The sequence below is a fragment of the Streptacidiphilus sp. EB103A genome (assembly GCF_041261405.1).
Taxonomy (GTDB): domain Bacteria; phylum Actinomycetota; class Actinomycetes; order Streptomycetales; family Streptomycetaceae; genus Streptacidiphilus.
Genome location: NZ_JBGCAQ010000007.1, coordinates 1 through 20,655, shown reverse-complemented (window position 1 = coordinate 20,655; position 20,655 = coordinate 1). Strand labels below are relative to the sequence as shown.

The 20,655-nt window shown below is 70.3% G+C and carries 15 protein-coding genes, 1 tRNA gene and 1 pseudogene; 4 read left to right on the top strand and 13 right to left on the bottom strand.

Translation table 11 applies throughout. From position 1 onward, the window contains the following. The first annotated feature begins 29 nt into the window (after positions 1-29). On the top strand, positions 30-299 hold the full coding sequence (locus tag ABH941_RS12900) for a GlsB/YeaQ/YmgE family stress response membrane protein (protein WP_370129084.1): 270 nt from the start codon (positions 30-32) through the stop codon (positions 297-299). Between the two features lie 89 nt (positions 300-388). Further along, positions 389-1,477 carry a hypothetical protein gene (locus tag ABH941_RS12895; RefSeq protein WP_370129083.1) on the top strand — a complete coding sequence of 363 codons (1,089 nt, stop codon included), beginning with the start codon at positions 389-391 and terminating at the stop codon, positions 1,475-1,477. A 252-nt stretch (positions 1,478-1,729) separates the two neighbouring features. Here ABH941_RS12895 and ABH941_RS12890 read toward each other — a convergent pair whose 3' ends face one another. Together ABH941_RS12890 and ABH941_RS12885 are read right to left on the bottom strand one after the other, a co-directional pair. After that, the gene (locus tag ABH941_RS12890; protein ID WP_370129082.1) at positions 1,730-2,698 is read right to left on the bottom strand and encodes an aldo/keto reductase; all 969 of its coding nucleotides are present in this window, start codon (positions 2,696-2,698) and stop codon (positions 1,730-1,732) included. A gap of 82 nt (positions 2,699-2,780) precedes the next feature. Further along, positions 2,781-3,779 (bottom strand): hypothetical protein, encoded by a 999-nt coding sequence (locus tag ABH941_RS12885; protein WP_370129080.1) that lies wholly within the window; start codon positions 3,777-3,779, stop codon positions 2,781-2,783. Between the two features lie 146 nt (positions 3,780-3,925). Between ABH941_RS12885 and ABH941_RS12880 the strand changes: the two genes are divergently transcribed. Then, on the top strand, positions 3,926-4,378 hold the full coding sequence (locus tag ABH941_RS12880) for a MarR family winged helix-turn-helix transcriptional regulator (RefSeq protein ID WP_370129079.1): 453 nt from the start codon (positions 3,926-3,928) through the stop codon (positions 4,376-4,378). Between the two features lie 153 nt (positions 4,379-4,531). Here ABH941_RS12880 and hrpA read toward each other — a convergent pair whose 3' ends face one another. From hrpA to ABH941_RS12835, 9 genes are all read right to left on the bottom strand, one after another. Further along, on the bottom strand, positions 4,532-8,737 hold the full coding sequence (gene hrpA, locus ABH941_RS12875; RefSeq protein WP_370129078.1) for an ATP-dependent RNA helicase HrpA: 4,206 nt from the start codon (positions 8,735-8,737) through the stop codon (positions 4,532-4,534). A gap of 29 nt (positions 8,738-8,766) precedes the next feature. Then, a complete protein-coding gene (locus ABH941_RS12870) occupies positions 8,767-9,252 on the bottom strand; it encodes a GNAT family N-acetyltransferase (RefSeq protein ID WP_370129077.1) in 486 nt (161 codons plus the stop codon). A 44-nt stretch (positions 9,253-9,296) separates the two neighbouring features. Further along, positions 9,297-10,277 (bottom strand): zinc-binding alcohol dehydrogenase family protein, encoded by a 981-nt coding sequence (locus ABH941_RS12865; protein WP_370129075.1) that lies wholly within the window; start codon positions 10,275-10,277, stop codon positions 9,297-9,299. Between the two features lie 111 nt (positions 10,278-10,388). After that, positions 10,389-12,191, bottom strand: coding sequence for a bifunctional 3'-5' exonuclease/DNA polymerase (locus ABH941_RS12860; RefSeq protein ID WP_370129483.1), 1,803 nt, complete (start codon positions 12,189-12,191; stop codon positions 10,389-10,391). A 158-nt stretch (positions 12,192-12,349) separates the two neighbouring features. Then, positions 12,350-13,498: a MerR family DNA-binding transcriptional regulator gene (locus ABH941_RS12855; protein ID WP_370129074.1), complete on the bottom strand. Its 1,149-nt coding sequence runs from the start codon at positions 13,496-13,498 to the stop codon at positions 12,350-12,352. 73 nt (positions 13,499-13,571) lie between these two features. After that, a complete protein-coding gene (locus tag ABH941_RS12850; protein ID WP_370129072.1) occupies positions 13,572-14,234 on the bottom strand; it encodes a hypothetical protein in 663 nt (220 codons plus the stop codon). After that, on the bottom strand, positions 14,231-14,653 hold the full coding sequence (locus ABH941_RS12845; protein ID WP_370129070.1) for an acyl-CoA thioesterase: 423 nt from the start codon (positions 14,651-14,653) through the stop codon (positions 14,231-14,233). Before ABH941_RS12845 ends, ABH941_RS12850 begins: the two co-directional genes overlap by 4 nt. A gap of 100 nt (positions 14,654-14,753) precedes the next feature. Beyond that, entirely contained in the window at positions 14,754-16,418 is a 1,665-nt protein-coding gene (gene ettA / locus ABH941_RS12840) for an energy-dependent translational throttle protein EttA (protein WP_134004853.1), read from the bottom strand. 89 nt (positions 16,419-16,507) lie between these two features. Then, on the bottom strand, positions 16,508-17,044 hold the full coding sequence (locus ABH941_RS12835) for a single-stranded DNA-binding protein (RefSeq protein WP_370129069.1): 537 nt from the start codon (positions 17,042-17,044) through the stop codon (positions 16,508-16,510). A gap of 448 nt (positions 17,045-17,492) precedes the next feature. Here ABH941_RS12835 and ABH941_RS12830 point away from each other — a divergent pair. Continuing rightward, positions 17,493-17,568: transfer RNA gene (locus tag ABH941_RS12830), tRNA-Arg, on the top strand. A 961-nt stretch (positions 17,569-18,529) separates the two neighbouring features. On the opposite strand, the pseudogene ABH941_RS12825 reads toward ABH941_RS12830, so the two are convergent. Then, positions 18,530-19,333: pseudogene (locus tag ABH941_RS12825) on the bottom strand (recombinase family protein); the annotation flags it as partial. Positions 19,334-19,435: 102 nt separating this feature from the next. Then, positions 19,436-20,287 carry a replication-relaxation family protein gene (locus ABH941_RS12820; RefSeq protein ID WP_370129067.1) on the bottom strand — a complete coding sequence of 284 codons (852 nt, stop codon included), beginning with the start codon at positions 20,285-20,287 and terminating at the stop codon, positions 19,436-19,438. Between the last annotated feature and the right edge of the window lie 368 nt (positions 20,288-20,655).

The following is a 20,655-nucleotide window of genomic DNA, read 5'->3' as shown; positions in this document are numbered from 1 at the left end:
GGGCGACAGGCGATCAAGGAGGAGTCGACATGTTCCAGCTCATCTGGATCATCATCGTGGGCGCCGTGCTGGGCGTCCTGGCGAAGATGCTTCTCCCCGGCAAGCAGGCCATCCCGTTCTGGCTGACCGTGATCTGCGGCATGGCCGGCGCGCTGCTCGGCAATCTGCTCGCCTCCTGGATCGGAGTGCGCCACACCAGCGGCATCGACTGGATCCGGCACCTGCTGCAGCTCGTCGGCGCCCTGGTCGTCGTCGGCGCGGGCGCGTCGTTCTGGCCCCAGGCGAAGTCCAGGAGCTGACCCCCGCGCTCTCCCCGGGCCCCTGGCAGGCCGACTGACGGCCTGCCAGGGGCCCGGCCGTTCTCATCCGTTCGGCCTACACTGGCGCGATGTCGACAGCAGAGTCCATGGCGGGGACGTCGCTGCGTCGATCCTGGCTGGTCGCCACGCTGCTGCTGACCCTCGGCCCGCTGCTCGGTGCGGTGCTGGCGGCGCCGCGGGCGGGCGCCTCGCCGAGCGCGGGGCTCGGGCTGCTGCTGTTCATAGGTTCCTCGGTCCATGTCGCCGGCACCGGCTGGTTCTACACGGTGCCCGAGGTGCGGCGGCACCTGCGGGCCAACCCCGGCCGCTACCTGGTCGCGCCGGCTGCCCTCATCGCGGCGACGGCCGTGCTCGCGGCGGTGGTCCCGGCGCGGGCGTTCGTGCTGGTCCTGATGACGTTCTTCGGCTGGCAGTTCTTCCACTTCCAGAGGCAGAACCTGGGCCTGTCCGCGCTCGCCTCCAGCGCCTACGGCTGCGGGCCGCTGCGGCCGGGTGAGCGGCTGGCCGTCAACGGCACCGGGATCGCCGGGATCGCGGGGCTGCTCAGCCACCCCGCGCTGCTCCAGCTCTCCGGTGCGCCGGGGCTCGGAGCGCTCTTCCCGATCGCGGCGGCGGCCTACGCGCTGGGCGTGGGCTACGGTGCACTCCAGCTCGTGCGCCGCCCGCGCGCCCAGCGGCCGGCGCCGGTCAGCGCGGTGTACCTGACCTCGTTGGGCTTCTTCCTGCCGGTCTTCCTGTTCGACTCGCCGTACGCGGCGGTGGCCGGACTCACCGCGGCCCACGGCTACCAGTACCTGCTGATCATGGCCCTGGTGGCGGGCGGCGGACCGGGTGGCCGCCAGTCCCGGTCGATTGCGCTGGCCGTGCTGCTGAACATCGGTCTGATCCTGGGACTGGCCCTGAACCTGGCCTCGCACCTGCACACCGGCCCGGCGCCGGCGCGGGCGGTGTACGGCGCGTATCTGGGCGTGGTGATGGCGCACTTCGTCGTCGACGCCGGACTGTGGCGGCTGCGGGACGAGTTCCCCCGTCGGTTCCTCGCCCCGCGACTGCCGTACCTGCTGTCAGGGCGCCCCGCCGCAGCCCCCGACGGCGGAGGCGACCGGCGAGACCAGCAGCACCACGGCGACGGCCACGCCCGCGAGGCCCAGCAGTGACAGCAGCAGGGCCAGACCGGTCCGGTTCCGACGAGGCTCGGCCCTGGCCGGAACGGCGTCCTGCGGTGTCCCGTGGGGGTGCAACTTCAGTTGGACCATGGCGATCTGCCTCCTCGTCAGTCGGGTGCCGACGCCCCCTGTGCGAGTGTGACGTGGTCGGCCGCGACCGGGTTCCGCCCGGAGGCGGAGTCCCGATCACGGCTCAGCCACGGGCCGGTAACGGTGGATCAGGTAATGGTGGATCAGCCCGGCTCAGTAGCGGCTGCCCGACGGGGCCGGGAGGGCGTCCAGCTGCGCCAGTTCCTCCGGCGTCAGCTCGACCGAGGCGGCGCCGGCGTTGTCGGCCAGGTACTTCGGGGTCTTCGTCCCGGGGATCGGCACCACGTACTGGCCCTGGGCGATCACCCAGGCCAGCGCGGTCTGGGCCGGCGTCGCCCCGCGGCGCTCGGCGATCGCGCGGACGGCGTCGACCAGGGCCTGGTTGGCGGCCAGCGCGTCCTCCTGGAAGCGGGGCAGGGTGCGGCGCCAGTCGTCCGCGGGCAGGTCGTCGGCGCTGCCGATGCTGCCGGTGAGGAAGCCGCGGCCGAGCGGGGAGAACGGCAGGAAGCCGATGCCCTCGCTCTCGCAGTACGGCAGTACCTCAGCCAGGGGATCGCGGGTCCACAGCGACAGTTCGGACTGGACCGAGGCCACCGGGTGAACGGCCTGCGCCCGGCGGATCTCGTCCACCGAGACCTCGGACAGGCCGAGCCGCAGCACCTTGCCGGCGGCCACCGCCTCCGCCATCGCGCCCCAGGTCTCCTCGATCGGGACCTCCGGGTCGATCCGGTGCAGCTGGTACAGGTCGATCCGGTCGGTGCCGAGACGCCGCAGGCTGGCGTCGACGGCCTGCCGGATGTGCTCGGGCCGTCCGTTGCGGACCAGCTGCCCGCCGCTCGCCAGGTCGGCACCGTCGAAGGTCAGCCCGACCTTGGTGGCCAGCACGACCCCGTCGCGCAGTCCGGCGCCGAGGGCCCGGCCGACCAGTTCCTCGTTGGTGAACGGGCCGTAGACGTCGGCGGTGTCGATCAGGGTCACCCCGAGGTCGACGGCCTCGCGGATCACGGCGATCGAGGTCGCGTCGTCGCGGCCGGCCGGGTCGTAGGCGTGGGTCATCCCCATGCAGCCGAGTCCGACGGCTCCGACCAGGGGGCCCCTGCTGCCGAGTGAGGTGGTACGCATGGCTGTTGCTCTCCTCGTCCGGATGTTCCTGCTCGGTACAGGCTCCACCCTGCCGGTTGGAGTGGACTCGAAGTCAAGCTCCTCAGCGTGTCCGGAGGACCGGGCGCGGGAGGCGGGTGGGGAACAGACGGTCGGTCAGCGGGACGAAGCCGTCGTTGTTGCTCCCGAAGTCGTACGCGGCGAAGCGCAGCCCCGCGGCCTGGACGATCGTCGCCATTTCCATCATGGGTTGCTGGACATAACCCAGGCGGCGCAGCAGGAAGCCGTCGGCGTCCAGGAGCAGCACGGTGCTGCTGCCGGACCACTGAGGCAGATAGTCGGGGTTGCCCGTGGTGTTCTCGCTGTACCGGACGATCTCGGTGACCGGACGGCGGGTCCGGAGGCGTCGGGCGCCGGGGAGGGGCGCAGGTGTGGGTCCGGGGCGCCCCGGACCGGGCGGGGCGAGGCGGAGGACGCGGAAGCGGGAGCGGTTGCCGTAGTAGAGGTGGACGCCGTCCCAGCGGAAGCCGTCCCGGAGGGTCATCACCTTCCCCGGGGGCCTGGTGGCCCGCTTCGCCGAGCGTTTCGAGGGCTCTCCACCGGGGTGCGCGAGCAGCGGCTCGATCCGTCCGGCCGCGCCCTGGTCCGGGTCGAAGGCGGGAGGTGACGAGGTGTATCCCCAGGCTTCGCGGACCGCCTCCGAGGCTCTGGCCACCCGCGCCATACGGCGCAGCCCGGCGGGCCAGGCCAGCCAGAGGTAGGGCTCCAGCAGCGAGGGCAGCGGCGCGAGCAGGAGCAGCAGCGGACTCAGGTGCGGAGCCGCGATCACCGCGGTGACCAGCAGCAGCCCGGCTCTGGCGGCGATCCGGCGGTGACGGCTGCGGAACCGCTGGGCCGGGTGCTCCTCGCGCTCGGGCGCCCGCCACACCGGCAGGGTGAGCCCGAGCACCAGCAGGATCCCGCCGGGGGCCCGGTCTCCGGCAGCCAGCAGTGCGCAGCCTGAGCCCGCCGCCGACAGTCGCAGCAGCCAGCGCCTCGGTCTGGCCACCCTGCGCCAGCTGCGGCTGAGCGCCGCTGTGGTCTGACTGGTGATGTTGGTCATGGTCGATCCCCCGCGGCGTGGTTGCGCAGAGGAGAGTACGCGCCGGGGCCGCGGCGGCGAACAGAGGGTCGGCGATCGGCGTGGTCGGGGTTGCCGGAGCACCTGAATCATTGATGATGTCAAGTTGTTGCAGTACCCTCGACGGCATGAATCGCACCGCCGCGGAGTCCGCTGTCACTGTTCTGACCAAGGCCGACCTCATCGAGGAGTTCGCCGCCATCGGGGCTGCCTACTACCAGGACTTCGCCGCGGTCGCCGCGCGTCACGGACTGACGTCCGTGCAGGCCAAGGCGCTCGCGGTGCTGGTGCGCCGACCGCTGCCGATGCGCGGCATCGCCGAGCAGCTGGTCTGCGACGCGTCCAACGTCACCGGCCTGGTCGACCGGCTGGAGGCGCATGGGCTGGTCCGGCGCGAGGTGGGGGCGAGCGACCGGCGGATCAAGATCGTGGCCGCGACGGAGGCCGGGGAGGCCGCGATTCGCGCTGTGCGCGCGGACATGCAGGCCACGCATGAGGCGCTGGACCTGCTCAGCGACGAGGAGCGCAGGGTGCTGCACGAACTGCTGACGCGGTTGCGGCCGGTTCTTGAGCAGGGCTGAGCGTGGGCTTTCGGGTGCGGGTTGTGCATGGTTGTTCGCGCAGTTCCCCGCGCCCCTGGGGGTCTGCAACTGGCTCAGTTGCACTTGCTAGGGGCGCGGGGAACTGCGCGAACAACCATCTACGGTCCGCAGCCGAAAATCCGTCGGACGTGCCTACCTGAGGGCGTCGATCGCCTTGAGGATGCGCTGTTCGGAGACCGTGTAGGGGGTTCCCAAGGGCTGGGCCCACAGGCTGACGCGTAGTTCCTCGATCATCCAGCGGATCTGCAGCACGCCCTCCTCGTCGCGGCGGTCCGGCGGCAGCTGGGCCAGTAGGTCGGCGTAGGCGTCCTGCAAGCGGATCACCGCCACCGTGCGGTCCCGGTCGCGGTGCGGATCGTCCGGGAGCTTGACCAGTCGGCGTTCGATCGCCTTGAGGTAGCGCAGCAGGTCCGGCAGCCGGCGCTGCCCGGTCTGTGCGACGAAGCCGGGGTGGATCAGCTCGGTCAGCTGGGCCCGGACGTCGGTGAGGCCGGTGAGCACCGCCAGGCTGTTGCTGATGCCCTTGAGCCGCTCCGTCACCCGGTGGTTCACCGCCAGGATGTTGGCGACCTTGACCACGGTGTCGGCGGTGACGTCGTAGAGCTCGGCGCGGACCGAGTCCCGCAGCCGCTTGTACGACTCCTCGTCCCAGGCCGGGCCGCCCGCGTCGGCGATCAGCCGGTCCGCGGCGGCGGTCAGGCAGTCCGCGAACAGGGCGTCGGTGCTGCCGTGCGGATTGGCCGCCAGCGCCAGCTTGGCGCCGTTGCCGAGCCGCGACTGGATCGAGTTGACCGGGGAGCTCACCCCGAGCAGCAGCAGCCTGCGGGTGCCGGCCAGCATCGCCCGCTGCTGGGCCCGGGGCGTGTCCAGCAGCCGTACCGACACCGAGTCGCCGTCGTCGACCAGGGCGGGGAAGCCCTTGACGGTCTGCGCGCCGCGCTTCTGCTCGAAGGTGTACGGGAGCTCGCCGATGGTCCAGTCGGTCAGTCCGCGCTTCTCCAGGCCGCCGGCGGCCTCGGCGATCGCCGCCTGGGTACGGCTGCGCAGGTCGAGCTTGAGCGCCTCCAGGTCCTTGGACTCGGCCAGCTTGCGGTTCTTCTCGTCCACCACCCGGAAGGTGATCCGCAGATGGTCCGGGACCGCCTCGTAGTTCCAGCTCTCGCGCGGGACCGCGATGCCGCGCAGCGCGTGCAGCTGCCACTCCAGCAGCTCCACCAGCGGCTTGTCCTCGGTGGAGGGGGTCGACGGGTCGAGGTTCGCCAGGCCGCGCATCAGGTGCTTGGCGTAGTCGGGGGCCGGGACGAAGTTGCGGCGCAGCGCCTTGGGGAGCGAGCGGATCAGCGCGGTGACCAGGTCCTCGCGCAGCCCCGGAATCTGCCAGTCGAAGCCGATCGGCCGTACCTGGTTGAGCAGCGTCAGCGGGATGTGGACGGTCACGCCGTCCGCCTCCGCGCCGGGCTCGAACTGGTAGGTGAGCGGGAGTGCGATGTCGCCCTGGTGCCAGACCGAGGGGTAGTCGCGCTCGGTGACCGTCGCAGCGTTGTCGTTGACCAGCAGGTCCGGGGTGAAGGTCAGCAGGTCGGGGCGGGTGCGGTGGGTCTTCTTCCACCAGCTGTCGAAGTGCGCCCCGGACACCACCTCGGAGCCGATCCGCTGGTCGTAGAAGTCGAACAGGGTCTCCTCGTCGACCAGGATGTCGCGACGGCGGGCCCGGTTCTCCAGCTCCTCGACCTCGTCCAGCAGTTTGCGGTTGTCGTGGAAGAAGCGGTGGTGGGTGCGCCACTCGCCCTCGACCAGGGCCCGGCGGATGAACAGCTCCCGGGAGAGCTCGGGGTCGATGGAGCCGTAGCCGACCTTGCGCTGGGCGACCAGGGTCACCCCGTAGAGGGTGACCTTCTCGAAGGCGACGATCTGGCCCCGGTCCTTCTCCCAGTGCGGCTCGCTGTAGCTGCGTTTGAGCAGGTGGGCGGCCTGCTCCTCGATCCACTCGGGCTCGACCTTGGCGGCGATGCGGGCCCAGAGGCGGGAGGTCTCGACCAGCTCGGCGGCGATCACCCAGCGGGGGGTCTTCTTGAACAACGCCGAGCCCGGGAAGATCGCGAACTTGGCGCTGCGGGCGCCGAAGTACTCCTGCTTCTCCGCGTCCTTGAGGCCGATGTGGGAGAGCAGCCCGGCCAGCAGCGAGCGGTGCACGGCGTCGCCGTCCACCTCGTCGGCGGGGTGGCCGAGCTCGATCTCCAGCGACCTGGCCACCTGGCGCAGCTGCGCGTCGATGTCCTGCCACTCGCGTATCCGCAGGTAGTTCAGGAACTCCGACTTGCACATCCGGCGGAACTGGCTGGAGGACAGCGTCTTCTGCTGGTCCTTCAGATAGCGCCAGAGATTGAGGTAGGTGAGGAAGTCCGAAGTCGGGTCGGTGAAGCGGGCGTGCAGCTGGTCGGCGTGCGCCCGCTTCTCCACCGGACGCTCGCGCGGGTCCTGGATGGACAGCGCGGCGGTGATCACCATGACCTCGCGGACCACGCCGTGCTTCTCCGCCTCCAGCACCATCCGGGCCAGCCGGGGGTCCACCGGCAGCGCGGAGAGCTTGCGGCCGACGGGAGTGAGGGTGTTGACCCGGCCGCTGGTCTCCAGCGCGCCCAGCTCTTGGAGCAGGTCCACGCCGTCCTTGACGTTGCGGCGGTCCGGGGGCTCCAGGAACGGGAAGGCGCCGATGTCGCCCAGGCCGGCCGCGGTCATCTGCAGGATGACCGAGGCCAGGTTGGTGCGCAGGATCTCCGGGTCGGTGAACTCGGGACGGGAGAGGAAGTCCTCCTCCGAGTACAGCCGGATGCAGATGCCGTCGGAGGTACGGCCGCAGCGGCCCTTCCGCTGGTTGGCGCTGGCCTGCGAGACCGCCTCGATCGGCAGCCGCTGGACCTTGGTGCGGTGGCTGTAGCGGGAGATGCGCGCGGTGCCGGGGTCGATGACGTAGCGGATGCCGGGGACGGTGAGCGAGGTCTCGGCGACATTGGTGGCCAGCACGATGCGGCGGCCGTTGTGCGGCTGGAAGACCCGGTGCTGCTCGGCGGAGGAGAGCCGGGCGTAGAGGGGCACCACCTCGGTGAACCTCAGGTTCTGTTTCTCCAGCGCGTCGGCGGTGTCGCGGATCTCACGTTCGCCGGAGAGGAAGACCAGGATGTCGCCCTGGCCCTCGCGGCTGAGCTCGTCCACGGCGTCGCAGATCGCCTGGACCTGGTCGCGGTCGCGGTCCGGACCGTCCTCGGCGTCCTCGTCGCCCTCCTCGATCACCGGGCGGTAGCGGACCTCGACGGGATAGGTGCGGCCGGAGACCTCGATGATCGGGGCGTCCTCGCCGCTGCGCGGGTCGGCGAAGTGGTGCGCGAAACGCTCCGGGTCGATGGTCGCCGAGGTGATGACCAGCTTGAGGTCGGGGCGCTTGGGCAGCAGCTGCTTGAGGTAGCCCAGGATGAAGTCGATGTTGAGGCTGCGCTCGTGCGCCTCGTCGATGATCAGGGTGTCGTACTGGCGCAGCAGTCGGTCGTTCTGGATCTCGGCGAGCAGGATGCCGTCGGTCATCACCTTGACGGCGGTCTCGGGCCCCACCTGGTCGGTGAAGCGGACCTTCCAGCCGACGGTCCGGCCCAGCTCGGTGTGCAGTTCCTCGGCCACGCGTTCGGCGACGGTGCGGGCGGCGATCCGACGGGGCTGGGTGTGGCCGATCAGGCCGCGGACGCCGCGGCCGAGTTCCAGGCAGATCTTGGGGATCTGGGTGGTCTTCCCGGAGCCGGTCTCACCGGCGATGATGACGACCTGGTTGTCCCTGATCGCGTCGAGGATGTCCGCGCGGCGGGCGCTGACCGGCAGCGACTCCGGGTACGTCGGGGTCGGGACCGAGGCGCGGCGGTTGGCCACGCGCAGCTCGGCGGCGTCGATCTCGGCGGCCAGGGTGGCCTGGGCGCGTTCCCGCTTCTCGGGTTCGCGCAGCTTGCGCAGGCCCTCCAGGCGGCGGCCCAGCCGCTCCTCGTCGCGGAGGGTCAGTGTGGGGAGCTTGGCGACCAGTTCGGCGAGCGCGCCGGTCGAAGGCGCGCTGTCCCGGCGCGCTTCGGCGTCCCTGCGCGGGGCGTTGGGCTCCCTGCGCGGGGCGCCTCCGCCTTCGCCCCGGCGCCCTCCACCACGCGAGCGCCCACCGCGAGCACGGCGCGCGGGCGTGTCTGCGGGCGCGCCCACAGGGGCGTGCACGGGGGTGTCGGGATGTGCGGAATCGCCGGCCGGAGCGGCGGTGAAGGGGGCGACTGCGGAGGAGTCGACGGCGGCGGAGCTCTGCGGGGTACCCATTACGCCTCCAGCCTACGCAAGCGGCCCCCTCACCTGTCGACCCGATATCGGCGCAGCCCGTCCGGGTCCTCCTCGGCGCGGGTGAAGCCGCTGCGGGCCAGCACCCGCTGGGAGGCGGTGTTGTCGGGTGTGGTGAGGGCCAGCACGCTGCGGACGGCGGGGTGGGCGAAGGCGAAGGACGTGAGCGCGTGCACGGCCTCGGTGGCGTGTCCGGCCCCACGGGCCTCCGGGACCAGGTCGTAGCCGATCTCCACGGTCCCGTCGGCATGGGGCGGTCCGTGGAAGCCGATGCTGCCGATGGCGTAGCCGTCGTCGCGCCGGGTGATCGCGTACAGCCCCCACGGCGGCCGGTGCCAGCCCACCTCGTCGGCGCGGGCGACCGCACCCGCCATCGCCCGGGTCCCCTCGCCGGGGCCGTCCCCGAGCCACCACCAGCCGCCGCCGCCCCCGTAGGCGAGGTCCAGCGCCGCCGTGGGGCGGACGGCGGGGAGGTGAAGTCGCTGGGTGCTGATCACCCGACCCAGTATGGTCCGTGTGCGGAACCGGTACGGGTCGCCGGTCAGTGGCCGCTGACGCGGAGTAGCAGCTTGCCGGTGCTCCTGCGGCTCTCGACCAGGCGGTGCGCCTCGGGGGCCTGCTCCAGCGGGAACTCGGCGGTGACCGGAAGCCGCACGCCGTCGGCGGCCGCGAGGCCGAAGGCGGCCTCGGTGAGGTCGCGCAGGCCCTGCGGGTCGGCGGCGGCCAGGCCGAGGATGCTGAACGCGGAGACCGACAGCGCCTTGGGGGCGAGGTCGGCGAAGCCGGCGCTCCAGGGCTCGGCGTCGCCGGCGTTGCCGTAGGAGACGGCGCGTCCGTAGCGGGCGAGCGAGGCCACGCCGCGCCGCCAGGTGTCGCCGCCGACCGGGTCGAGCAGCAGGTCGACGCCGCGTCCACCGGTGGCCCGGGCGAGCTGCTCGTCGAAGTCGGCGCCGGTGAAGACCTCGTCGTAGCCGAAGCCCAGGGCGTACTTGGCCTTGTCGGGGTGCGACACCACGCCGTAGACCCTGGCCGCCCCGGCGAGCCGGGCGACCTGCCCGAGGGCTGTGCCGACGCCGCCCGCCGCGCCCTGGACCAGGACCGTCTCGCCGGCACGGAGCCGTCCGGCGCGGTGCACCAGGGCGTAGGCGGTGGGCAGGACGGAGGGCAGGGTCGCGGCGTCGCGCAGATCGAGCCCGGCCGGAACGGGGAAGGTGCGGGCGGCGTCGGCGACGACCGACTCGGCGTAGCCGCCGGTGTCCAGGAGGGCGGCGACCGGCTGGCCCGGCCGGAACCCGGTCACGCCGGCGCCGATGGCCCGGACCAGTCCGGACACCTCCAAGCCCGGCACGAAGGGCAGGCCGGTGACCCGGTAGCCGATCGAACGGGCCTTGATCTCGGCGAAGTTGATCCCGGCGTAGGCGGTGTCGATCAGGACCTGACCCGGTCCCGGCCGGGGCACCGGAACCTCACGCAGGGTCAGCACCTCCGGCGCACCGAACTGTTCGACGACGACTGCGCGCATGGCATACCCCCCGGAGGACGAAGCAAGGTGTTCGATGAATAACGAACAGTGGTGAGTGTACGCGTTTGATCGAACACTTCAAGGTGTGTCCGGCTGGTGGGCCGGTCCGCTTCAGTCCTCGTCGTCCGGGTCGTCGTCGCTGCCGCCCTTGGCCTCCAGGTAGCTGACGGCCACATGGGTGTCCAGCGGGAAGTGCACCGGGGTCGCGCCGAACACCAGGCGGCGGGCCTCCTCGCCGGCCTCGGCCACGGCCGCGCGAACGGCGTCGGCGAGCTGCGCCGGGGTGTGCACGATCACCTCGTCGTGCTGGAAGAAGACCAGCCGCGGATGGTCGCCCGGGACGTCCACCGGGATTGCCGCGAGCCGCCGGCGCAGGCCGGCGATCAGGGCCAGGGCCCAGTCGGCGGCGCTGGCCTGGATCACGAAGTTGCGGGTGAAGCGCCCGCGCGAGCGGGCGTCACGCGCGGCGCTTCCGCCGACGGCGCCTGCGCCTGCGCCGGTCCCTGTTCCGGTTCCGGCTCCGGTTCCGTCGAGGTCGCCCTCGTCGGTGGTGAAGGCGCCCGCGGTGTGGTCCAGCCAGTCGGCCGAGGGCGGCGGGCAGACCCGGCCCAGCTGGGAGCGGACCACCCCGCCCGCCTCGCCGGTCCGCGCCGCCGACTCCACCAGGCCCATGGCCTGCGGGAAGCGTCGCCGCAGCACCGCGACCAGCTGGCCGGTCTCGCCGGTGGTCTGCCCGTACATCGCGCCCAGCAGGCCCAGCTTGGCGCGGGCCCGGTCGCCGTTGAACGCCTCGGCCGCGAGCCCCGCGTAGAGGTCCCCGGCGGCGCCGGCGCGGATCATGCCGGGGTCGTTGGACATGGCCGCCAGCACCCGTGGCTCCAACTGCCCGGCGTCCGCCACCACCAGCCGCCAGCCGGGGTCGGCGACCACGGCGCCGCGCAGGATGCGCGGGATCTGCAGCGCCCCGCCGCCGCGGCTGGCCCAGCGGCCCGACACCACGCCGCCGACCACGTACTCGGGGCGGAACCGGCCGTCGCGGACCCAGGCCTCGCGCCAGGCCCAGCCGTGCGCGGCATGGATCCTGGACAGCTCCTTGTAGCGCAGCAGCAGCGGGGCGGCCGGGTGGTCCAGCTCGCGCAGCACCCAGTTGCGGGTGGAGGTCAGGCTGACGCCCTGCTCGGCGAAGGCCCGCAGCACCTGGCCGGGCGAGTCCGGGTTGAAGGGCCTTCCCCCGAAGAGCTTGTGTCCGCCGAGGGCCTCATGGAGGTCCTGGGCCAGTGCCGCCAGCTTGGCGGGCTGGGTGCCGCCGCGCGGACGCGGACCCAGCAGGTCGTACAGCAGGTCGTCATGGACCCGGGCACTCCACGGCAGCCCGTCGAAGCCCATCTCGGCGGCGACCAGGCCGCCTGCGGACTCGGCGGCGCAGAGCAGCCGGATGCGGCCCGGGTCGGCGCTCGCGGCGATCCGGCGCTGCTGCTCGGCGTGCACCGCGACCAGGGCCTGCAGCGGGTCGGTGCCCGGGGGCAGTCGGCTGCGGTCCGGGGCGAACAGCGAGTCCTGGTCGCCGTCGGAGCCGACCGCACCCTCCGGCAGGTCGGCCGGCACCGGCAGGCCGTGCAGCCGGGCCCAGGCCGCACCGAGGGAACGCGGCTGCCCGTAGCGGTCCTCCTGGCCGAGCAGCAGCGGCTCGACCAGTTTCACGTCATGGCAGCGGGCGAGCCGGCCCCCCGGCAGCAGACCCCCGAGCAGCTGACTCTCCGACAGCAGGGGCAGCAGCCGCCCGTACACCTCGTCCGTCGCGGCCCACACCCAGCGCGGGGACTCGGCGGCCTCCTGCTCGGCCATCGCGGCGGCGAGGTCCGGCACCCGCACCGGGCCGCCCAGCGGGGTCCCGCTCTCGTCCAGCGGCTGCATCCGCCCGCCGGGGCCGTCCGGCTCCGCCGTCACCGCGACCCGCTGCGCCGCCACCTGCCGTCCTCTCGCTCGCGACGACCGTCCGGTCGTTCAGCCGTCCGGTCGTCCGGTCGTCGTCTGCGGAACGTACCACCGGGGACCGACAGAACCGGGCGACCTCACTCGTCGTCGAGGCGCACCGGCATCAGCACGGAGAAGCAACCTGCTTCCGCGCCGTCGGGGAGCCGGACCGCGAGCGGGGCGACCGGTCCGCCCAGTTCCAGGACCAGTTGGTCGCGGGCGGTGGCGGCGAGGGCGTCCAGCAGGAACTCCCGGTTGACGGCGAAGTGATCGGCGGGCCGGTCCTGCCGGTTCACGACGGTGAGGGCGCCCTCCGGCGAGACGCCGAGGACGGCGATGTCGAAGTCCCCGCCGTCCTGCTCGCGCCGACGGCTGTGGACGTCGGCCGTGGCCAGCGCCGCGCGCAGGGCGGGCACGTCCACCAGGACCCTGCGGCCGGGCGACAGCCGGGTGAGCCTGCGGTAGTCGGGGAAGTCATGGTCCAGAACCGTACCCCCGGCCTGGCTGCCACCCGCCTCCAGGGAGATCCGGTCCTGGTCGAGGGTCAGCACGGCTTCACCCCCGGACCCGAGCAGGGCGCGGGCGGCGTCGACCAGGGCGGCCGGGACCAGGACCTGCTTCGCCGCCGGGGACGTACCGTCCGCAAGGGGGACCTGGGCCAGGGCGAGTCGGTAGCGGTCGGTGGCCACCAGGCGCAGGGCCCGCTCCTCCGGGTCGACGTCGAAGCAGACCCCGCCGAGCATGGGCAGTTCCGGATCGGTGCTCACGGCGAAGCGGACGGCGTCCACGGCGGCGGCGAGCGCTTCGGCGTCCAGCGCCAGGCGGACGGGGGCGGTGTTGCCGGTGTTGTCGGTGATGCCTGTGCTTCCGGTGTCGGACATGTGATGCTCCCTCAGGGCGAGTAGGTCTCGGACTGCGGAGAGCTCACGGCGGGCGTCGTCCAGGCCGTTCTGCAGACGCAGCAGATGCGCGTCCAGCAGCTTGCCGACCAGGGCGGTGTCCTCGCCGGCCCATCCGGCGAGGATCAGCCGCAGGTCGGCCAGCGGTACGCCGACCCGGCGCAGCCGGGCCTCGGCGCGCTGCTCGGGTCCGTACCACCGGTAGCCGCTGCCCGGATCCACCTGGACCGGGAGGAGGACTCCCGCTCCGTCGTAGAACCGCAGGGCGCTGACGGTCAGTCCGCTGGCCCGGGCCATCTCGCCGATGCTGAGCAGGTGCTGCTGGGGCTTGCCCGTTGTGCTCTCCACGGCGATGACCCTGCCGGCTCGACCAGGTCGAGGGTCAAGCGGCGGCATCGGTGACGCGTCGAATCGGTCGATGTCAGCGGGTCGGCGACAGGCCGAGCCCGGCGCCCAGGGCGGGGGCCCTGCGGACGATCACCGCGCCGCGCGGGGCGGTGATCCGCAGCCAGGCCGGGTGCCGGTACAGGGCGACCGTCCGGGACTGCCGGAGCAGGCCGACCAGGTGGGCGGCGTGGACGGCGCGCATGGTCAGCCCACTCGGGTGGACCTGCCGGGACCAGATCGACTCGGCCAGCGCGTCGGGGTCGGCGCCCTCCTGGCGGAACTCGGTGATCGCCGCCTGGACGGCGGCGTCCAGCAGCGCGGCGTCGAGGTCGGCGACATGCTCCCAGGAGGTGCGCGGCGGCAGCAGCCCGGCCCAGGAGGGGCCGGTGACCGACGGGGGCAGTACCAGGTCGGCGGCGTCGCCGGTGTCGTCACCGATGCCGTCCAGCAACTGCCCTGCCGAGACGGTCGTGTCCAGCGCCGACTGCGCCTCAGCCTGCGTCTCCAGCGGCACGGTGCGGACGACCAGCGGCCCGCTCTCGCCGAGCGGCAGCCGGCCGAAGACGGCCAGCGCCCCGTTGGCGGTCTGCAGCCGGACGGCGGCTGCCTTGTCGTACCTGAGCAGCCTGGTGAGGAAGGCGCCCAGTGCGGGTGCCTCCCGGGGGTCGGCGAACCGGATCGCTGTCACTGTGGTCACGCGGCTACCGCTGCGGTTTCCAGGTAGTCGAAGAGGAAGGCGCGCTCGCCGGGGGTGAGCCGGCGCGGGCGGGCCGCCGCCAGGTCGTAGGGGACCACGATCGTGGAGGCGCGGACATAGACGGTCTCCTCGTCCTTGATCTCGTAGGCGACCGTGAAGGAGGCGTTGCCGAGCTTGGTCAGCCAGGTCTCGATGGTGACCGGTTCCGGCCGGTAGACCAGCGGACGGAGATAGTCGACCTCGTGCCGCGCCACCACGGAACCCTCGGAGAACGCCTTCTCGCCCGCCTCTCCTGCGTTGGTGAAGGTGAAGTCGATCCGCGCCTCCTCCAGGTAGCGCAGAAAGACCACGTTGTTGACATGCCCGAATGCGTCCATGTCGGACCAGCGCAACGGACAGGCGTATATGTGGCGAGGCACGGTAGGTCTCCAGAGCGGGGCGGATGGCGCCGGGGAAGGCCTGGCTCGGTACTGCCTGCCAAGCCTGCCCCGGCGGTATTGCGGGCAGGTGTCGCCGGAGTCAGCCGCGGGTGAGCTTCTTGTACGTGGCACGGTGCGGACGGGCCGCGTCGGCGCCCAGGCGATCGATCTTGTTCTTCTCGTAGGACTCGAAGTTGCCCTCGAACCAGTACCACTTGGAGTCGCCCTCGTAGGCGAGGATGTGGGTGGCGACCCTGTCGAGGAACCACCGGTCGTGGGAGATGACCACGGCGCAGCCGGGGAACTCCAGCAGCGCGTTCTCCAGCGAGCCGAGGGTCTCCACGTCCAGGTCGTTGGTGGGCTCGTCGAGCAGCAGCAGGTTTCCGCCCACCTTCAGGGTAAGCGCCAGGTTGAGCCGGTTGCGCTCACCGCCGGAGAGGATGCCCGCGGGCTTCTGCTGGTCCGGGCCCTTGAAGCCGAACGCCGAGACATAGGCGCGGGACGGCATCTCGACCTGGCCGACGTTGATGTAGTCCAGCTCGTCGGAGACGACGGCCCACAGCGTCTTCTTGGGGTCGATGTTGGCACGGCTCTGGTCGACGTAGGAGACCTTGACGGTGTCACCGATGCGGACCGTGCCGGAGTCGGGCTGCTCCAGGCCGAGCAGCATCTTGAACAGCGTGGTCTTGCCGGCGCCGTTGGGACCGATGATGCCGACGATGCCGTTGCGGGGCAGGGTGAAGCTCAGGTCGTCGACGAGCATCTTGTCGCCGAACGACTTGGAGAGGTTGTTGACCTCCACCACGACGCTGCCCAGACGCGGGCCCGGCGGGATCTGGATCTCCTCGAAGTCCAGCTTCCGCATCTTGTCGGCCTCGGCCGCCATCTCCTCGTAGCGGGCGAGGCGGGCCTTGGACTTGGCCTGACGGCCCTTGGCGTTGGAGCGGACCCACTCCAGCTCCTCCTTGAGGCGCTTGGCGCGCTTCGCGTCCTTCTGGCCCTCGACCTTGAGACGGGTCGACTTGGTCTCCAGATAGGTGGAGTAGTTGCCCTCGTAGGGGAAGGCACGGCCGCGGTCCAGCTCAAGGATCCACTGGGCGACGTTGTCGAGGAAGTACCGGTCGTGGGTGACGGCGACGACGGTGCCGGCGTACTTCTCCAGGTGCTGCTCCAGCCACTGGACCGACTCGGCGTCCAGGTGGTTGGTGGGCTCGTCGAGCAGCAGCAGGTCGGGGGCCTCCAGCAGCAGTTTGCAGAGCGCGACGCGGCGCTTCTCACCACCGGAGAGGTTGTTCACCGGCCAGTCGCCGGGGGGGCAGCCCAGGGCGTCCATGGCCTGCTCCAGCTGGGCGTCCAGATCCCAGGCGTTGGCGTGGTCGAGCTCCTCCTGGAGCGTGCCCATCTCTTCGAGCAGCGCGTCCGAGTAGTCCGTCGCCATCAGCTCGGCGATCTCGTTGAAGCGGTCGAGCTTCCCCTTGATCTCGCGGACGCCGTCCTCGACGTTCTCCAGGACGGTCTTGCTCTCGTCCAGCGGGGGCTCCTGCAGCAGCATGCCGACGCTGTAACCGGGGGAGAGGAACGCGTCGCCGTTGGACGGCTGCTCCAGTCCGGCCATGATCTTCAGCACGGTGGACTTGCCCGCGCCGTTGGGGCCCACGACGCCGATCTTCGCGCCAGGCAGGAAGCTGAGCGTCACGTCGTCAAGGATGACCTTGTCGCCGTGAGCCTTCCGTGCCTTGCGCATGGTGTAGATGTACTCAGCCAAGGTGAACCGTCCGGCGTCGTAGGGGGTTGGTTACAGCCTTCCATTGTGCCGCACCCGGGGCGGGCCCCCGAACCCCGGTGAGTCAGGGCTCACACTCCCCGCTCACCGTCCGCCGGCGAAGCGGCGCCGACCAGTACCGGAGTGGCGGTCGACGGAGCGGCGGCCTGCAGCCGCGGGTCGGTCGCGGGCCCACCGCCGGGGGAGTCCTCGGTCGGCTCCGTGGTCCGCGTCGAGGCCTTGGCCACCAGCTCTGGCCGTGCCCGCACGGTGCGTCGGAACGCCGAGGTGCCCCGGGAGAGGTCGTGGCCCATCGCCGTGGCCTCGATCTCGGCGGCGTAGCCCCGTGGCTTCCCCTCCCCGTTGTCCCACTCCCGGACCCGCATTCTTCCGGTCACCAGCAGCGGATCCCCCCGGCCCACCGAGGCCAGCACGTTCTCGGCCAGCCATCTCCAGGACCAGACCGTGTAGAAGCTGGTGTCCCCGTCCACCCAGATCTCCCGCTGCTTGTCGAACCGCCGGTCCGTGGCCGCCAGCCGGAAGCTCGCCACCGGCACCCCACTCGCCGTGGTCGCGTACCGCACCTCCGAGGCCACGTGGCCCACGACCGTCACCAAAGTGCTGTTCATCGCGCCGTTCCCCTGTCCCGTGTGCTGATGTACGGAACTAGCCTGGAGGAGAAAGGCGACCCGGAGCGGCGCCGGGCGCAGAACTGTGGACAACCCTGGGGGTGTGGAAAAGGCCCTCACTCGATCGGGTGTAGTTGCCGACTGGTACCCCTGTGTGACGGCGGTGGTGACGATGTTCTCTCGATTGACCGTGTCCGTACACGCTCGGTAACCGGCTCCGACCATAACGGCTGAGGCAGCAGCGCCGTAACGAGTGGACAACAGCCCGCCCTCTGGGCTCCCGCACCGCTGCGCCCAAGGATCTCACCTGCGATTATCAGACCGCCCAAGCGGGGGGTTACGGCCTGTACCACCCCGCCGGCACACCAGGTGCAGAGCCAACCGGCCCTTATCCTGTCCCACGGCAGGACCCAGCCCGGCCCACCAACCCCGGCGTCTGTCCCGCCCCGCCCCCATAGCTCAGTGGATAGAGCAGGTGCCTTCTAAGCACTTGGCCGCAGGTTCGAGTCCTGCTGGGGGCACCACAGTAGTACGACTGGAATTGCTGACCTCGTAACTGCCGCCCAGTAGGGCGGCAAGTGCCGGGTCCCAGGCAGCACCCTCCCCCACCTGGGGGAGGGTGCTGTTTTTGTGTGTGGCCTGGCCACTGGGGCGCTGCTGTGTCCCCTCAAGGTTGCCTGCGCCAGTCAGGGGTTCAGCCTGGGCCGCCAGGGCTCGTTGCTGTTGTACCTGGTGCAGTGTGCCGAAGGGCTCCTTGAAGTCGTGGGTGACCCGCAGCTCGCCGTCCACCTCTTCGTGGATGTACAGAGCGTGGAAGAGAGCCTGGTTCAGCATGCGTCGCTGCTGGTCGTCGCAGCGTAGGTAGAGCGCATGGGGATCGCGGAGCAGCTCCAAGCACGTTCCGATCAGAAGGAAGGCACTGCTGAGGTCCTGGCCAGTTTCTTCCCGACGTGCAGTTAGGCGTTCCCGCTCGCGCTCAAGGTCGTGGAGCTTGGATCGGATCTTGGCCTGCGGGAGGGTGCCGTCGGCAGCTAGGTCGATCAGGTTGGTTTCCTTGATGTCCAGCGCCCGAAGCTGCTTGGTGAGCTGCTGGTGCAGTTGGGTGGCGAGGGCCTGTTCCTGCTCCACGATGGCCGTCAGCTCGGACTGCATGGCAGCGATGAACTCTGAACTGAACCGGATGGTGGCGTAGTGCGCTTCGACAGCGGCCTCGGCGCGTCCCATGGGCACGTAGCGCAGCTCGCAGGTGTGCTCGTAGCGGCCGGTGCAGAAGAAGTACTGGTACACCGAGCCAAAGCGGTTGGTTGCGTTTTGGATGATCATGCGGCGGCGTTCGACGTGGCGGCGGTGACACGACCCGCAAAACAGTGAGCCCTTGAGGTAGTGGTGGTGGATGCGCCGCAATTCCTGCGCCTGAGACCGGGAGTTGGCGATGTCCTGGACCCGGTCGAAGAGATCGTTGTCGATGAGGGCCTCATGACGTCCCTTGTATTTCTGTCCGTCCCACGTGACCCACCCGATGTAATACTCGTCCCTCAGCATGACGGACAGCTTGTTGATCGAAATCTGACGCTCGGTGGGGTACCGGCCATAGCGCGGCATGCGCAGGCCCCGCTCGGAGAGCTCGTCCACCAAATCGGCCAGCGTGAACGCACCGGTGGCGTACAGCTCGAAGGCCAAGCGGATCAGGGGTCCGCGTACCGGGTCGATGATGACCGTACGGATCTCGCGGTCATCGATGCGCTCCATGACGTTGAGGTAGCCGACCGGGGCCCGGCTGACGGTGCCTCCATTTTTGGCCTTCTGGCCCATTTTGTAGGAGATGTCCGCACCACTCTGAGCCGAGGAATACTCGTTGATCACGGCCAGCATGCCGTGCAGCATGCGGCCGGTCGGCGTGTCATCGATGTTCTTCTCGACAGCGGAGATCAGCTTCACGCCGAGCTTCTCCAGCGTGGCCACCATGAGGGCGTCATCCAGCCGGTTCCGGGCGAACCGGCTCAGCATGTAGACGATGACGTAGCGCACGTTGGGGTGCTCCCGCAGGTAGGCGATCATCTGCTGGAACTCCGGCCGCTGGTCGATGGTGCGGGCACTGCGCCCAGGGTCAACGAACTCGCCGGCCTTCGGTGAGCCCAGTTCGCGTCCTCGCTCCTCGATTTTCAGCCGTTGGGCCGGAATCGATACGCCTTCGGGATCGCGATCTGTATTGACCTGGTCTTTGGTGGAGACCCGCAGGTAGGCAACGTAATCGTTCCCGGTAACGCGCTGGGCAATTTTCTGCTTCATGCTCAATTCTCTTCCTTTCCTTGCTTTCTGGCATTTTTGGTAGTCCCATAGTAACTCCGAATTAGGGAATTGCCGATGGCTATTTTGGCTGGCCCAGCCCTTTTAGGGCTGGGCTTGGCCACTACGGGCCATAAAGACCGTGAAGTCGCCAGCCGTTATGACCTGGAAGGCTTTGGCGGTCACCAGTTCCCGCAAGCGCGGTTCGGCAATCAAAGCCGCCTCGATCGCGGCCCGGCGTTTGTCGCCTGGCACCACCCAGACCACGGCTGGGAACAACCCGTGCTCCTGTTGGTGGATGCCGCTGGCCGCGTACTGCTGGTACTGCAGCGCCTTGCGGATGATCACAGGAGCGTGCTCGCTGGCCAGGTCGGCCTCGATGAACCAGTGATGCTCAAAGTCACCGCCGGCTGTGACGGCGAACAAGTCCGGCTTGAGCCACTGGCGAGCGCCGTGCGGTCCGAGGAAGATGCGCCAGCATTCTGGTTCAGCCTCCAGGCTCAGCAGCTCGATCACTCCGGTGCGAGCCAGCTCGTAGAGCTGAATGGCCAGATCAGCGACGGCCAGCGTGTGGGCGACGAACGTCGATGACGGCTCGCCGTAGCGCTTACGCGCCGGATCACCGTGCCGCGCCCGCATCAGGCGCTCGCCGCTCGCACCAAGGTGCCAGGTGATGGCCTTGCTCCCGGCTCGCACACCCCCTATCCGCCGAGGCAACCGGGCGATGAAGCGGCGGGACTCCAGTCGGGTCAGCACGCGGATGGTGGAGACGGCGGCGGCCATCTCGCTCGCATGGGTCTTGCCGCTCACCGCTTCCTGTGGCTCCCCGGCGATCGGGAAGTGCAGGCGTCGGATGAGGGCGGTGGTCAGCACTCTGTGGGTGCGGAGGGCTTCAAGGATGGATAGGTCACGTTCGGAAAGTGATTCAAGCATGGTCATGATGTCGTTGTTCTTCATAATTCTCCCTTCTTCTGAAACTTAGGTTTTTCCATGTGGCGATTTTTCTTTCTTTGGAGCATCGCCAGATGTTCTGGTCAGTACAGTTGTTCTGTTGGTTGTTGCAGGCTTCGGCGACGAGCGGCCGGGGCCCGGGGGTGCGGATGAGGCGACTGGAAATGCAGTGGAGTCCCATCCCACACGTCTGCCGAAACAGGTACCGAGCTGCGCAGACGCGGCGATCGACTGCAACATGGATAGAGGGGCGAGGACAGCACGTCCAGCCCGAGGCTTAGAGTGTGTCTCATGTGGTCGCTTTCGCCAGCTTTTTGTAGCAGGTCAGTGCGGCGGCGAGGCCGAGGAAGGCGAGGAAGTGGCTGCTCTCGCGT